Here is a 14,435-nt window from a genome sequence, read left to right as displayed (position 1 = left end):
TCACCTCTGTATGTTTCACCTTCAAACCCTGGAACTCGTGCACTGGGACTACTGCCAGCGCGTGAATCTGCCGCTGGATGCGTCCATCATCACCATCGCCGGACCGAATGGCTCGGGCAAAACCACGCTGCTCGATGCGATGCGCACCCTGCTGGGCCTCAAATGCTCACAACCGCGTGACTTCAAAACCTACGCCCGCCACGCCGGTGCCAATGTGGCCTGGCTGCGCGCTGTGGTCGACAACAGCCCACACACGCGCCAGACGTCGAGTCGCCCCTTTGCCCGGCGCTTGCTCTACAGCGATCAGGTCACGCTGGCCTGCCGCATCGACCGCAACGGCGGCGACTGGCAACGCCGCTACATGGCGGTGGAGGGCGATGTCAGCATCGAACAGTTGAGCGAGCGCCCCGACAAAGAGCTGCAGGTCATGGGCGTCGAAGCCTGGGGCCGTATGCTCTCGGACGCCGGGCTGTCCCCCGCGATTGCCAAGGTGTTATCGCTCGAACAAGGCCAAACCGACCGCCTGTGTGAATACAGCCCGCGCGAACTGTTGCGCCTGGTGTTTGACGTGTTTGGTGACCAGGAGGTGCTCAACCACTACGACAGCGCCCGCGAGCATCAGCAGCAACTCGGCCGCGAAATGCAGCAGGCCGAAAAAGAGCTCGACCACAGCAAGGCGCAACTGGCCGAATTACAAAACAAGGTCAGCAACTACCAGCGCTGGCAACATCTGGTGCAAGAGCGGGAACGCCTGGCCACCGAGGTGCTGCCGGTACTGGCCTGGCACGGCCAGCGCCAGAAACTCACCCAGCAACTGCGCGAACACCACCGCCAACGCCACCAAAGTGTTGTGGCCAAAGCCGAACGTGCCCAGAAAAACGCCGAACTGCTGGCCCTGCTGGAGGCCCGCAGCCGCGCTGAAACCGAAGAGGCCCGCCTGCTGCAAGAGCGTGACAGCGCCGCCACCCAACGCGACAGCACCCGCGATGTCGAGCGCCCGCTGGAAGACCTGGCCAAGCGTGAGACCGAGCTGTTGGCCCTGGTGGACAAGGGCACCGATGCTGATCAACTCAACCAGCACCTGAGCGAGCTGCGTGCCCAGGAAGAGGTGCAGCAGGACAAACACCACGAGTTGCTTCAAAAAAGAAAGCATCTAGCCCAGGAAATAAAAGGGCTAGAGGGTCAAAAGGCACCTCCTTTTCCAGAAGATGCCCGCCGCCTGCGCCAGCGCCTGCAAGTTGCCGGGGTGGGCCATCACTTTCTGGCCGAGGTGGTGGAGGTCAGCAACGAGCACTGGCGTGCGGCGATCGAGGGTGTGCTGCGCCCACTGCGCTGGATGGTGTTGTTGGACAAAGCCAGTGATCTGGGTAAAGCCGACGACATCGCCTCTGCCGAGCGTTATCGCCACTACACCGTGGCGCCGGGTGAGGTCGTGCCCGCTGCCGAACCAAACAGCCTGCTGGCCCAGGTGCGTTTTGATGCCAAGTTGCCGCGTTGGCTGATCCAGCAGTTGCAGAACCTGCGCTGTGTGGAAACCCCAGCTGCCGGGCGGCAAACCCCTGGCAACTGGATCACCCCACAGGCCTACAGCTTTGACGGTCGCGGTGCGCGCTCGATGTGGGTTGAGCCGCGTGAACACCAGTTTGGTGCGGCCGCTTTGCAAACCCAGCGCGACGCGCTGGAGAGGGATCTGCGCCGACTGGACGATGAGCTGGGCCCGATCACCCAGACCCTGCTGAGACTCAAACGCCAGATCGACGATTGCAAACGTGCCCTGCAAGGCCACAGCGCTGCCGAAGAGCTGGCCCGGCGCAGTGATGAGTTCGCCACTGCGCGCCAGGCGCTGCCCGGTGCCAAACAAGCGCGTATCTCTGCGGCCCTGCGCTGGCAAACCCTGGACAAGGCTTATGTGGAGGCCAAGGCGTTCCACCAGCGCACCGACAGCCAGTACCGTAGCCTGGAAGTTACGCTGCGCCAACGTTTTGCCGAGGCTGACCGTCTGGCCGCTGAACTGCTGCAACGGCGCAAACAACTCACCGCCGAGGTGGACGGCTCTCAACAGCGCCGCCGCCAGATTCCTGCCGCGTGGCGCACGCCTGTGGTATTGCAAGAGCTGGTGACCAAATACAACAACGACACCCAGGCCCGATTGCGGCTGGAGGCGGTGGATGTCGACCTGGCGGAAGACACCTGGGAAAAAGACAGCACGGTGCAGGAGCGCTACCAACGCATGGAAGCCACCGTGCGAGAGCAGGGCGCCAGTCTGGACGACCACAAGATCAAAAACCTGCAGGCGGCCACGGCCGTGTTCAACGCGCGTGAGAGTTACATCGAGGTGTTACGCAGCACCGTGCGCCGCTACCGCAACAACATCCGCGAACTGGGCGCGCTGGCGGGTGTGGACGTGGCTGCCGATCTGCCGGTGCTCGAAAACGACGACACCGTGCTGGCACAGGCTGGTTTACGGGTGAACTTCAATTTCGACGGCAAGGGCAGCATCGGCTTGAACGACGGTGAGGCCTCGGGCGGGCAACAGGTGATCAAGTCGCTGATCCTGCTGGTGGGTTTGTTGAAGGACGAAGACAGTGCCTCGGGTGGTTTTGTGTTCATCGACGAGCCCTTTGCCCACCTGGATGTGCGCAACATCCAGTTGGTGGGCCACTTCCTGCGCTCAACCCAAGCGCAGTATGTGCTGACCACCCCGATCACCCATAACCTCGAGGTGTTCGAGCCCGCCGAGATCACGCTGGTGACCAGCAAGAAGCCGCGTGACCAACGCTGGGCCCCCCCGATTGCGGTGGCCAAACGCCGTGGCAAGCCCAATTTGACCGCAGGACAGTAGGGCGTGGTGCCGCAGCTGCTTCAGACCACACCGGGCAGCCGGGGCAAACGCACACGCCAGTTGCCAGGCCCCTTGACAGCGCTGCCTGCGCTGAGCAGTGCACAGCAAGCTCTGCTGTTGAAGTGGCTCAAGTCCGATGCCCAAGAGCGCAGTTGGCAAAGCCTGTTACAAGCAGCCGGCAGCAGCCAGCTGGAAGTGGCCGATGCTTTGTTGCAGACCTTGTTGTTGTGTGGCGGCGTTGCGCTCAAGGAGGAACTGCACCATGGCCAGTGGCGACCGTGGCGTGTGGTCTGGACCGATCTGGAAGGTTTGCAGACCCTGGCCGGTGTGTCAACCCGCAGCCAGCGTGACGCCGACAAGGCCAGCCTGAGTATGGACTTGCAGGCGCTGGCCCAGGCGCATCCTTGGCTTTCAGTTGCGGTGCACAGTCTGTTGAATGATGTGTTGACGGTTGCCAGCAAGACGGCACGTGCGGAGTTGCTGCAGGCCCTGGTGGTGTGGCAACAGGCCCAACGCCAGGGCATGCGCCAGGACTTTGCCTTGGCCGCCAGGGGCCACACCAAAGCGATCAGCGGCACCGAATGGGATTGGCTGGAGGCCACCGTGCCGTTGGAGACGCTGGGCATTGGTCGGTTTGAGCCGCTGATCTGGCTGGCAGGCAGCATCGCGCTGTGTGCGGCTACCGAGTCCATCGGGCCACCCACCTCGTGGGCAGCTTTGGGGTTTGTTGGTGTGCCGTGTCGCTGCTTGGATGCCTCGCTGCGGGTGGCGCGGGCGCCCCAAAGCTACTGGCTCATTGAAAACCGGGCCAGTTTCGAGCGCCAGGCCAGCCGTTTGCCGCCGGGTACCTGCCTGGTGTGGCTGCCGGGTCGCCCCAGCAGCGCCTGGCTGCAGGCCATGCGCTGCTTGCTGACACTGGCACCTGCACCGGCGGACATCAGCTGTGACCCGGACCCGGCAGGTATTCAGATTGCCTTGACCGCCGGGGCGTTGTGGGATGCGGCGGGCATCCCTTGGCAGGCAGCCCATATGGCCTCCGAGATTTGGCGTGCGGGCACCACCTTGCCTTTGAACGACTATGACCGCCGCGTCTTGGCCGAGCTGCAGGCCACCCCCGGGTTGCCGCCTGGTCTGGCCTCATTGCGCGATGACCTGCTCTCCTCGGGAACCAAGGCCGAACAAGAGGGCTGGCTGTAGTTGGCACCGGCTTGGCTGCCTTGCACCTTCACCCATGGGGCTTGACCGACAATAGCTGCCAAAGGCAGTTGACCCGCTGCCAGTTGTTTTCACCCATGCCGGACAATCCGCCAACCAAGGAATTTCACCATGAGCATGTCCATGTACCAAGCGTTTATTCCGCCCGCTATCCGCGCGCTGAGCAACCTGGCCGCTTTCCTCGACAAAATCGCCACCCACGCCGAGACCCGCAAGATCGATCCTGCGGTGTTTGTTTCGGCACGTTTGTTCCCCGACATGCTGCCTTTGGTCAAGCAGGTCCAGATTGCCTCGGACACGGTCAAGGGCGGTGCCGCCCGTCTGGCCGGGCAGGAGGCGCCCAGATTCGAGGACAACGAAACGAGTTTTCCGGAGCTGCAAGCCCGTATCCAGAAAACCATCGACTACCTGCAGAGCTTCACGTCTGAGCAGATCGACGGCAGCGAAGACAAGGCCATCACACTGGCCATGCGCAGCGGCGAGCTGCACTTCAAGGGTCAGGACTACCTCACGACCTATGTGTTGCCCAACCTGTATTTCCACGTGACCACCGCCTACGCCATTGCCCGCAGCAACGGTGTTGAGTTGGGCAAACGTGATTTTTTGGGCCAGGTGTAGACCATGCGCATCGCCGTTTTTGACACCCATGCGTATGACGAGCAGGCGCTGAACGCCGCCAATGCCGATGGTGCCCATACGCTGGAATTTTTTGAAGAGCGTCTGTATGACAAGACCGTTGAGCTGGCCCATGGTTTTGATGCGGTTTGCCCTTTTGTCAACTGTCGCCTGACCGACCCGGTGCTGCATCGCCTGCAGCAGCTCGGTGTGAAGCTGGTCCTGCTGCGTGCAGCGGGTTTCAACGGCATCGACATTGTGGCCGCCGAGCGGCTGGGCATTTGTGTGGCGCGGGTGCCCGCATACTCACCCGACGCGGTGGCCGAGCACTGTTTTGCCTTGCTGCTGACGCTGGTGCGCAAGACCCATCGTGCCTACAACCGGGTGCGCGAGCAGAACTTTTCACTCGACGGCCTGGAAGGCTTCAACTTGCACGGCAAGACCTTTGGTGCGCTGGGTGCCGGGCGTATCGGCCAGTGTGCCATGCGCATTGCCAAAGGTTTTGGTTGCAAGGTTGTGGCCTATGACCCCTATGAGAACGCACAGATCGCGCAGCAGGTCGGTTTTGAGTACGTCACGCTGGAGCGTCTGCTGGAAGAGTCCGATGTGATTTCCCTGCATCTGCCTTTGAGTGAACAAAGCCACCACATCATCGATGCAGCGGCACTGGCGCGCACCAAGCGCGGTGTCATCCTCATCAACACCAGCCGCGGTGGTCTGGTCGACTCACAGGCGCTGATCGACGCGCTCAAGACCGGTCAGGTGGGCGGTGTGGGGCTGGATGTGTACGAGATGGAGGAGGGGGTGTTCTTCCACGACCTGTCAGACCGGCCGCTGCAGGACGACACCTTGGCGCGGCTGATGATTTTTCCGAATGTGCTGATCACCTCGCACCAGGGTTTTCTCACGCGTGAGGCCTTGCACGCGATTGCCAGCACCACACTGGGCAACGCCAGTGCGTTCGAGCGCGGTGAACCGATGCTCAACCAGGTCAAAACAAGCTGAAGCACGCGCGGAACTGTCATGACCAAACTGCTTGAAACCGCCGCCCTGGAGGCGGCTTTGCAGGAAATTGCCGACCAGCGCGACTGGGACCAATTTCACACGCCCCGCAACCTGATCCTCGCCCTGACCGGTGAGGTGGGTGAACTGGCCGAGATCTTTCAGTGGCTGACCGACGAACAGGCCGAGCAGATCATGCAAAGCGACAAGGCCGAACATGTGCGCCAGGAAGTCTCTGACGTGCTGCTTTACCTGATGCGTTTAGTGATGGTGCTGGGCATCGACATCAATGCAGCGGTGGCCTCCAAAATCGCACTCAACGCGGTCAAGTACCCGCCGACCAAATCCTAGTCTGGCGCAGATTGTGCTTTGAAGCCACATGCCGGGTCAGGGCTGACCCGGCAACCGCCTGACTCTTGTTTTACCTGTCTCCAACATGTTGAATGATCTGGTCTACCTGCGCCGCCTGTGGTCGCACGACAAGACCCTTGACAGTCTCAAAGTCGCACTGGCGTTTGCCGGTGTTGTGGCCTTTTGTTTTGGCACCGGTCGTGAGGACTGGCTGATTGGCCTGATCCTCGGGGTCATCGCTGCTGCGCTGGCTGAGTCGCCCGACCGGGTGGCAGGGCGGATGAAAGCGCTGCTGGTCACCCTGCTGTGTTTTGGCGTGACGTCGGTGTCGGTGCGGCTGTTGTTCCCTTACCCATGGTTGTTCGCTGTTGGCCTGGCTCTGTCCACCTTCACCTATGTGATGCTAGGTGCCCTGGGAGAGCGTTATGCCACGATTGCAACGGCCTCGGTGATCCTGGCGATCTACACCATGCTGGGTGTGGCACAACATGCAGACAACACGGTGCCGTTCCTGCATGACCCTCTGCTGCTGCTGGCAGGCACTTGCTGGTACGGCGCCATTTCACTGGTGGCCGCCGCCATTTTTGCCAATCGGCCTGCCAGTCAGGTGGTGTCGCAGGTGTTTGTGGCACTGGGGCGGTATCTGGCGCTCAAAGCCTCCTTGCTGGAGCCGGTGCGCGGGCGCGATGTGAAGGCCTTGCGCCTGGCGCTGGCAGCCCAGAACGGGCGGCTGGTGGGGCAGATGAACCGGGCGCGCCAGATTCTGCTGTTGTGGGCCCAGTCTCCGCGTCCGGCACACGGCGCTCGCCCTTTTTTGCAATGGTATTTTCTGGCGCAGGAGGTGCATGAGCGGGCCAGTTCGGCGCATCACCCGTATGAAGCTTTGAGTGAGGCTTTCTCCCGCAGCGATGTGTTGTTTCGTTGTCAGCGATTGATGTCCTTGCAGGCTGCAGCTTGCACGCGACTCGGCCAAGCCATTGCGCAAGGAGATGTCTTCGACTACGGCAATGACGGTGCCCTCGCATTGCAAGAGCTGGATGCTGCGTTAAGCCATGTCCTGACCACCGGGCCGCAGGACAAAGCCTTGGTGAACGCGCTGTCGGATCTGTGCCGCAACCTGCGTACCATCGAGCTGCGCCTGTCCCACGCGGGCCAACCCGATGCATTGGAGGTCATCTCTGACAGTACTTTGCGCGATGCCGATCCGCAAACCCTGGCGGAGATGTGGCGGCGTCTGCGCCAGCAGTTCAGGCCCTCGTCCCGGCGTTTTCGCCACGGCCTGCGCCTGTCGGCGGCATTGACTGCCGGTTACGCCCTGCTCAATCTGCTGGATCTGCCGCAAGGTTACTGGGTGTTGTTGACCACGGTATTTGTCTGCCAGCCCAATTTCAGCAGCACCTGGCTTCGCCTGGGGCAACGTGTGGGCGGTACGGTGGCTGGTTTGCTTGCTGCCACGCTGTTTGTTTCGTCCTTTCCCCATCCTCTGGCGCAACTGGCGTTGGTGGTGGCTTCGGGGGTGGCTTTTTTTAACTTTCGTGCCGAGCGCTACAGCCTGGCCACCGCCTGCATCACAGTGCTGGTGATGGTGTGTTTTAACCAGTTTGGCAGCAGTTATGCACTGGTCTGGCCGCGTTTGCTTGACACCTTGCTGGGCAGCCTGCTGGCGATTGCTGCGGTGGCCTTTATCCTGCCCGAATGGCATGGCAAACGGGTGCACCATGCCATGGCTCGCAGTTTGAGCCTGAGTGCCACCTACCTGAGTGAAATCCTCTCGCAGTACCGCAGCGGCCCACGTGATGACCTGCCTTACCGTGTTGCCCGGCGTGATGCGCACAATGCCGATGCCGAGTTGTCCAGCACCCTGGCCAGCATGCTCACCGAACCCGATCGCTACAGCTTGCCACCCGACGCGGCCTACCGTTTTTTGTGTGCCAGCCACACCCTGCTCGGTTACATCTCGGCGCTGGGTGCGCACCGCGAGCAGGACACGAGCGGGCTGCAACTTGCCGAAATCACCACGCCTGAAGCGCGCATCCAGCAAGGTTTGGCACAGATTGCCAATGCACTGGCCACACGCAGTGCGGTGATCGTGCCCGGACCAGGGTCAACTGCGTCAGATCAAGCGCCGGAACTTGCCATCAGTGAGACCGCGCAGCGGGTGATGCGCCAGCTTAGCCTGATTGAGGGCCTGCTGCCTGAACTTGCCGAGCTGGCCAGCGGTTTTGCAGTCGACACCCAAACGGGACAAGCTTAGCGAAGCGGGTGTTGTTCGGCGGTTTCTAACGGTTTGCCAGCCAGCTTCGCCAAGAAGCAGATACAGCTTGCCGAAGATCGGCAGGCTTTTGATCCAACGCAATTCTTTGCTGCGTCTGGCAAAAATGCCTGTGCATCATTGGGTTAGCATGTGTCGAATAAGAAACTCGAAGATGGGTCGCGACTCTGGAGGTTGACTGTGGTTTGGGATCAGATGTGCAGGCGCGGCAGGGCTTATGTTGGTTGGCTTGTGCTGCTGGTGTGGGTTTGTGCGTTGGCAGGTGTTGCGAGTGCCGCAGAGCCGTCGCAGGTGCAACTCAATTCTGACGAGCAGGCCTGGCTGGATGCCAACCGTGGCAAGGCCTTTTCCGTGGGGTTTGATCCTTTTGCCGGACTGGACTATTTCGAGTTTCGTGGCCAACCCAACGGGTTGCTGCCCGCTTTGATCGAAGACATCGAAGCACAACTCGGGCTCAAGCTGGTGCCCGTCATGAGCAAAGCGTGGGACGACGCCTACACGCGCTTTGTGGCGGGCCAAATTGACATTCTGTATGGTGTCAACGCGACCCCGGAGCGCTCACGCATCATGTGGTTCACCCGCCCGGTGTGGAAGTACCCCTACAACATGTATGCACTCAAGGCCTCGTCAGTGCAGACACTGGGTGACCTGGATGGCAAGCAGGTGGGCTTCATCCGCAATGACTTTGTGGTTCAGCAGCTGTACCGGGAGTTTCCGAACATCCATCTTCAGAGCCTTGAGTTCGACTCCCAGGAGTTGGGTTTGCAGGCCCTGGAGGCGGGTCTGATCGACGGTTTTGTGACGGCTGGTGCCGGGGTGGAGTATGACTTTATCTACACCCGTCCCAAGGTGGCCCTGGTGGCGCAGATCCGCTCCATCACCTCGGACATGACCATGGCCGTTGCCAGAGACCGTGAGCTGTTGGGACGTGTTCTGGACCGCTACATCGATCAGAGGAGCACAGCCATCCGGGTCATGAAGCGCAATGCAGAGAGTCTCTACAACCGCAAAACCTTGCGGCTCAACGAGGCAGAGTTGCGCTGGCTGGAGCAAAAAGGCACAGCCGCGGTCGGTGTGGCAGAGGATTACCTGCCGTTTGACCACTACAGCCAGGGGGAATACCGAGGTATTGCCGGGGAAATGCTCAAGCGTATTGGTGACAGCGTGGGCATCCGTTTCAAGGTGGTCAGCGGCAGCTTCTCCGAGATCATGGACCAGGCCAGACGGGGTGGTGTGGACGTGGTCAACATGGCCAAAACGGAAGACCGGCTCAAGGATTTCTTCTTTCCCCATGCCATCAGCACCGAGCGCGACATCATCGTGGGTCTAAAAACCAGTGCCCCGGTGCAGGATGTGTACGGCCTGGAAGGCAAACGGGTGGCGGTGATTGATGGTTTCTGGCACGAGGAGTACCTGCGCAAGAACCTCAAAAACGCCCAGATTGTGAAAACGCCAGACATCATGGCCTCACTGCAGCTGGTGCGCGAAGCTAATGTGGACTATGTGATCGAGAACCCGACGGTGGTGGAGTTTTACATCAATGGCCTGGGCTACACCGATGTTGTCAAACGAGGCAACACCTCCAAGGACTCGTTTGTGTATTTTGGGGTGACTCGGCGTCAACCCGAGCTGGCTTCCATCATGGACAAGGTGATTCCGCTGATTGATTTTGAGGATGCCAAATACGCAGGCATACAAAGTGTGCCTGCCCTCGATAACGAGGCCAACCGGCGGCTCTTGATGCTGGTTCTGGTGCTGGTTGTGGCCTTGCTTGGTATTCTGTTGCTGGTGATCAAGGTGGTGCGCAATCTGGCTGAGCAAAAAAGCCGGGCCCAGTTTCTGACGGAGCGCGAAAACCTGCTCTACACCGACGCTCTGACCGGATTTTTCAACCGCAACTACCTGAGCCAGAAGGCCAGCCACGGTGTGGCAGGGGCTTACCCACAAGCCCTGGTGGTGGCCGATGTGAACAATCTCAAACAGATCAACGACAGCTACGGCCACGCGGCCGGTGATGCCTTGCTGGTGTCATTCACCAGTCTGGTGCGACAGCAGTGGCCACAAGGGCATTTTTTCCGCCTGGGGGGTGATGAATTCCTGATCATGTTGCCAGGCACTGACGCTACCCGGGCCCAAGCTGACATCGCGGCCCTGTCAGCACGCTGCCAACAAACCAGCTACCTTGTTGCACACGGGGAATCAGCCCAACCCAATGCGGCCATGGGTTATGCCATCCGCAACAGCGCCGAGGTGCCGCTGGCTGGCTGCATCGCCGAGGCCGATCAACGTATGTACCAGGCCAAGGCCTTGATGAAAAAGCGTCGCAGTGATGACCTGCAGGTGGGCGCAGCCACTGTGCCTCTTTGAAGGCTTATTGGCTGGTGTGGCGGCACAATCCGGATGGGTTTGCCATCAAATACATAGCTGTCGACCCTTATTTAAAAAGGGCTACCGGCTAATTTCACACACACAAAAAAGCCATGCCAAGCACCTGATAGGCCAGGAGCCACACGGACAAGAAGGAGGAGGGGGCGCTTTTCAGCGCAAAGCAGGCTCTGCGACCACCGCTGTCGGTGTCTCTGGCGTGTCGTCTGCACCAGTCAAGACGCGGCGCGCACCGGTAAAACGACGCTTCCAGTAGGCCATGCTCATGCTCTCGACGCGAACTTCTTCACCGGGTTTGGGTGAATGCACAAATTTGCCGTCCCCAATGTAGATACCCACATGGCTGAAGGTGCGGCGCATGGTGTTGAAGAACACCAGGTCCCCTGGCTTGAGATCAGCGCGAGCGACTTTTTCGGTCTGGGCCGCTTGTTGGGCCGCCACCCGTGGCAGTACCAGACCCACCGTTTCCTCGTACACGGTTTTGACAAATCCACTGCAGTCAAAGCCGGTATCAGCAGATGTTCCGCCACGGCGGTAAGGGACACCCAGGAAGCCCAGCGCGTTGACCACCAGTGACGACGCCTTGGTGGATACAGTTTGTCCGGCTTGCTGGATATGCTGCAGAACAGGTTTGTCTGCCAGGAATTTGCTGATGTCGTCGGGAGCTTCAGCTGGCGCCGCATGGACGGCACCGGTGATCAGGAGGCTGGAGACGAGGACAAAAAAACGCATGGGCGGTAGCTTACTGGCAAAAATGCATTTGTGTCAAATCAATTTCAATGAAAGTTGATGATAGAAATGCGATGTAACAATATGAATATCAAAGAATTTTTGTTATTTGGCCAGTTTCACCTGTCATTCCTTTGACAAAATTTCTGGCGGCTGACAGTTGTTGGCAGTCGCGCAGGGTGTGAATCCTGCGGTCTAATATTGCAGTCACCGATTGTTGAAAGACGCCCATGTTGCTTGAAGCTGAACTGTCCCAACTCGTGCTGGTGGATTACCAGGCACGGCTGATGCCCGCCATTTTTGAAGCGCCGCTGGTGTTGGCCAATGCGTTGCGCTTGGCGCAAGCCGCCCAGTTGCTGCAGGTGCCGGTGCTCGGCACGGAACAGAACCCGTCCAAGTTGGGTGAAAACGCCCCGGAGATCAAGGCCCTGTGCCAGCGCACCTTGGCCAAGATGCAGTTCAGCGGTGTCGAAGAAGGCCTGGGCGAATGGTTGCGCCCGCCGGTCAAACCACCCGCAGGCAACGCACGTAGCCTGCCCAAACACCTGCAAAAGCCGTCGAACACACCGACCGAACGCAGCACCATCGTGATCGGGGGGTGTGAAGCCCATGTGTGCCTGTTGCAAACCGCGCTGCATCTGCTGGAAGACGAGTTTGAGGTGTGGGTGGTGACCGATGCCTGCAGTTCTCGAACCGAGCGCAACCGTGACGCCGCCTTTGACCGATTGGCAGGTGCCGGTGCCGAGTTGGTGACCACTGAGATGGTGCTGTTCGAGTGGCTGCGCTCTGCCGAGCACCCCCAATTCAAAGCGGTTCAAGCATTGATCAAATAGCCCTCTGGCCCTTGTATTTCAAGGGATGAATGCTATCGGTTTTTGAGGCCACTCGCTGCTCTCTGGTGTGACTTTGATGTGGTATGCAGTCAGCATGCTGCAAGTTCATTCAACATAATTGTGAATTGACTACAAATACCACCACCGGAGACAAACCATGAGCACCTATGCCGACTTTCATCAGCGCTCTTTGACCGATCGCGACGGTTTTTGGGGCGAACAAGCGCAGTTGGTGGACTGGAAGGTGCCGCCACAGCAGATCTGTGACTACAGCAACCCACCTTTTGCCAAATGGTTTGTCGGTGGCATCACCAACCTGTGCCACAACGCGGTGGATCGGCATCTGGCCACCCGTCCCGACCAGGCTGCATTGATTTTTGTCTCGACCGAAACCAACCAGGAAATAGTCTATTCCTTCAGGGAGTTGCACGCAGAAGTGCAACGCATGGCGGCGGTTCTGAAAGACCTGGGGGTGCAAAAAGGCGACCGGGTGCTGATCTACATGCCGATGATCCCCGAGGCCGCGTTTGCCATGTTGGCCTGTACCCGCATCGGCGCCATCCACTCGGTGGTGTTTGGCGGTTTTGCCTCGGGTTCGCTGGCCTCACGTATTGAAGATGCCGAACCCAAGGTGGTGGTCAGTGCCGACGCTGGTTCGCGCGGTGGCAAACCGGTGCCCTACAAACCCTTGCTGGACGAGGCGCTGCGTCTGTCCAAGTACAAACCGGAAGCTGTTTTGCTGGTGGATCGTGGCATGGCTGCTATGGACTTGGTAGCTGGTCGTGACCATTTATGGGGGGCTCTGCGCGAAAAGAACCTCAACACCGTGGTGGAATGTGAATGGGTCGACGCCACCCATCCGAGTTATACCCTCTATACCAGCGGCACCACTGGCAAACCCAAGGGGGTGCAACGCGACACCGGTGGCTACTGTGTGGCCCTGGCCGCCAGCATGAAACATATTTACGCAGGCAATGCGGGTGAAACCTACTTTTCCACCAGCGACATCGGCTGGGTGGTGGGTCACAGCTACATCATTTATGGCCCGCTGATCGCTGGCATGGCCACCATCATGTACGAGGGCCTGCCCACGCGTCCAGACGGCGGCATCTGGTGGAGCCTGGTCGAGAAATACAAGGTCACCGTGATGTTCAGCGCGCCCACTGCGGTGCGCGTGCTCAAGAAGCAGGATCCGGCCCTGCTGACCAAATACGACCTGTCTTCTTTGCGGGCGTTGTTCCTCGCGGGTGAACCGCTGGACGAACCCACCGCGCAGTGGATCAGCACCGGCCTGGGCAAACCCATCATCGACAACTACTGGCAGACCGAGACCGGTTGGCCGATCCTCTCTTTGTGCAACGGTGTGGAAAAAGCGGTTTCCAAGTTTGGCTCGCCCGGCAAAGCGGTGTACGGCTACGACGTCAAGCTGCTTGACGACCAGACCGGTGAGGAACTCAAAGGCGCCAACCAGAAGGGTGTGGTGGCGGTGGAAGGCCCCTTGCCACCGGGTTGTATGCAGACCGTGTGGCGCGATGACGAGCGTTTTGTCAATACTTACTGGAAGAGTGTGCCGGGGCGACTGGTCTACAGCACCTTTGACTGGGGGATTCGTGACGCCGACGGGTATTACTTTATCCTGGGGCGCACCGACGACGTGATCAACGTGGCCGGGCACCGCCTGGGCACCCGCGAGATCGAAGAGAGCATCTCTGCCCACCCGAACATTGCCGAGGTGGCGGTGGTGGGTGTGGCAGACCAACTCAAGGGTCAGGTGGCGATGGCCTTTGCCGTGTTGAAGAATGCCAGCCTGATCACTGACGAGGCCAGTGCCCTCGCGCTGGAGGCCGAAGTCTTCAAGCTGGTCGATCGGGATTTGGGTGCGGTGGCGCGCCCGGCGCGGGTACGTTTTGTGACCGTGTTACCCAAGACCCGCAGCGGCAAGTGCTTGCGCCGGGCCATCGCGGCGGTGTGTGAAGGCCGCGACCCCGGTGACCTGACCACCATGGACGACCCCGCCGCCCTACAGCAAATCAAAGACTTGATCTCGGCCTGAAGTGATGTAAATCAAATAGTGTTCGCCTTGTGCCAGTTTTCAGTGGCACAATGCCGCACTGATTGCAGGCCCTTCCAACGCCACTGTCGCATCCGCCAAACGGTCAAGCCGTGACGCGGAAGGTTAACTAACCCAGCT

10 protein-coding genes are annotated in these 14,435 nt (G+C 59.9%); 9 read left to right on the top strand and 1 reads right to left on the bottom strand.

What is annotated here, in order from left to right; translation table 11 throughout:
- Positions 1-10 precede the first annotated feature (10 nt).
- The 7 genes from RF819_RS14785 (at position 11) to RF819_RS14755 (ending at position 10,664) form a co-directional block, all read left to right on the top strand.
- On the top strand, positions 11-2,842 hold the full coding sequence (locus tag RF819_RS14785) for an ATP-binding protein (RefSeq protein WP_078365685.1): 2,832 nt from the start codon (positions 11-13) through the stop codon (positions 2,840-2,842).
- 6 nt (positions 2,843-2,848) lie between these two features.
- The gene (locus tag RF819_RS14780; protein ID WP_143541725.1) at positions 2,849-4,039 is read left to right on the top strand and encodes a hypothetical protein; all 1,191 of its coding nucleotides are present in this window, start codon (positions 2,849-2,851) and stop codon (positions 4,037-4,039) included.
- Between the two features lie 129 nt (positions 4,040-4,168).
- Positions 4,169-4,675, top strand: coding sequence for a DUF1993 domain-containing protein (locus tag RF819_RS14775; protein ID WP_078365683.1), 507 nt, complete (start codon positions 4,169-4,171; stop codon positions 4,673-4,675).
- A gap of 3 nt (positions 4,676-4,678) precedes the next feature.
- On the top strand, positions 4,679-5,677 hold the full coding sequence (locus RF819_RS14770) for a 2-hydroxyacid dehydrogenase (protein WP_078365682.1): 999 nt from the start codon (positions 4,679-4,681) through the stop codon (positions 5,675-5,677).
- Between the two features lie 18 nt (positions 5,678-5,695).
- Positions 5,696-6,025: a nucleotide pyrophosphohydrolase gene (locus RF819_RS14765; protein ID WP_078365681.1), complete on the top strand. Its 330-nt coding sequence runs from the start codon at positions 5,696-5,698 to the stop codon at positions 6,023-6,025.
- 85 nt (positions 6,026-6,110) lie between these two features.
- The gene (yccS, locus tag RF819_RS14760; protein WP_078365680.1) at positions 6,111-8,279 is read left to right on the top strand and encodes a YccS family putative transporter; all 2,169 of its coding nucleotides are present in this window, start codon (positions 6,111-6,113) and stop codon (positions 8,277-8,279) included.
- A 309-nt stretch (positions 8,280-8,588) separates the two neighbouring features.
- A complete protein-coding gene (locus RF819_RS14755) occupies positions 8,589-10,664 on the top strand; it encodes a diguanylate cyclase domain-containing protein (RefSeq protein ID WP_158081293.1) in 2,076 nt (691 codons plus the stop codon).
- A 171-nt stretch (positions 10,665-10,835) separates the two neighbouring features.
- On the opposite strand, the gene RF819_RS14750 is transcribed toward RF819_RS14755, so the two are convergent.
- On the bottom strand, positions 10,836-11,414 hold the full coding sequence (locus tag RF819_RS14750) for a C40 family peptidase (protein WP_078365678.1): 579 nt from the start codon (positions 11,412-11,414) through the stop codon (positions 10,836-10,838).
- Positions 11,415-11,641: 227 nt separating this feature from the next.
- Between RF819_RS14750 and RF819_RS14745 the strand changes: the two genes are divergently transcribed.
- Complete coding sequence (locus RF819_RS14745; protein WP_078365677.1) at positions 11,642-12,244, top strand: isochorismatase family protein; 603 nt, start codon at positions 11,642-11,644, stop codon at positions 12,242-12,244.
- Between the two features lie 157 nt (positions 12,245-12,401).
- Positions 12,402-14,297 (top strand): propionate--CoA ligase, encoded by a 1,896-nt coding sequence (locus tag RF819_RS14740; protein ID WP_078365676.1) that lies wholly within the window; start codon positions 12,402-12,404, stop codon positions 14,295-14,297.
- The last annotated feature ends 138 nt before the right edge of the window (positions 14,298-14,435 follow it).

This window comes from Rhodoferax fermentans (genome assembly GCF_002017865.1).
Classification (GTDB): Bacteria; Pseudomonadota; Gammaproteobacteria; order Burkholderiales; family Burkholderiaceae_C; genus Rhodoferax; species Rhodoferax fermentans.
Note: the sequence above shows the minus strand (reverse complement) of the source record. Positions and strands in the feature narration are given on the sequence as shown.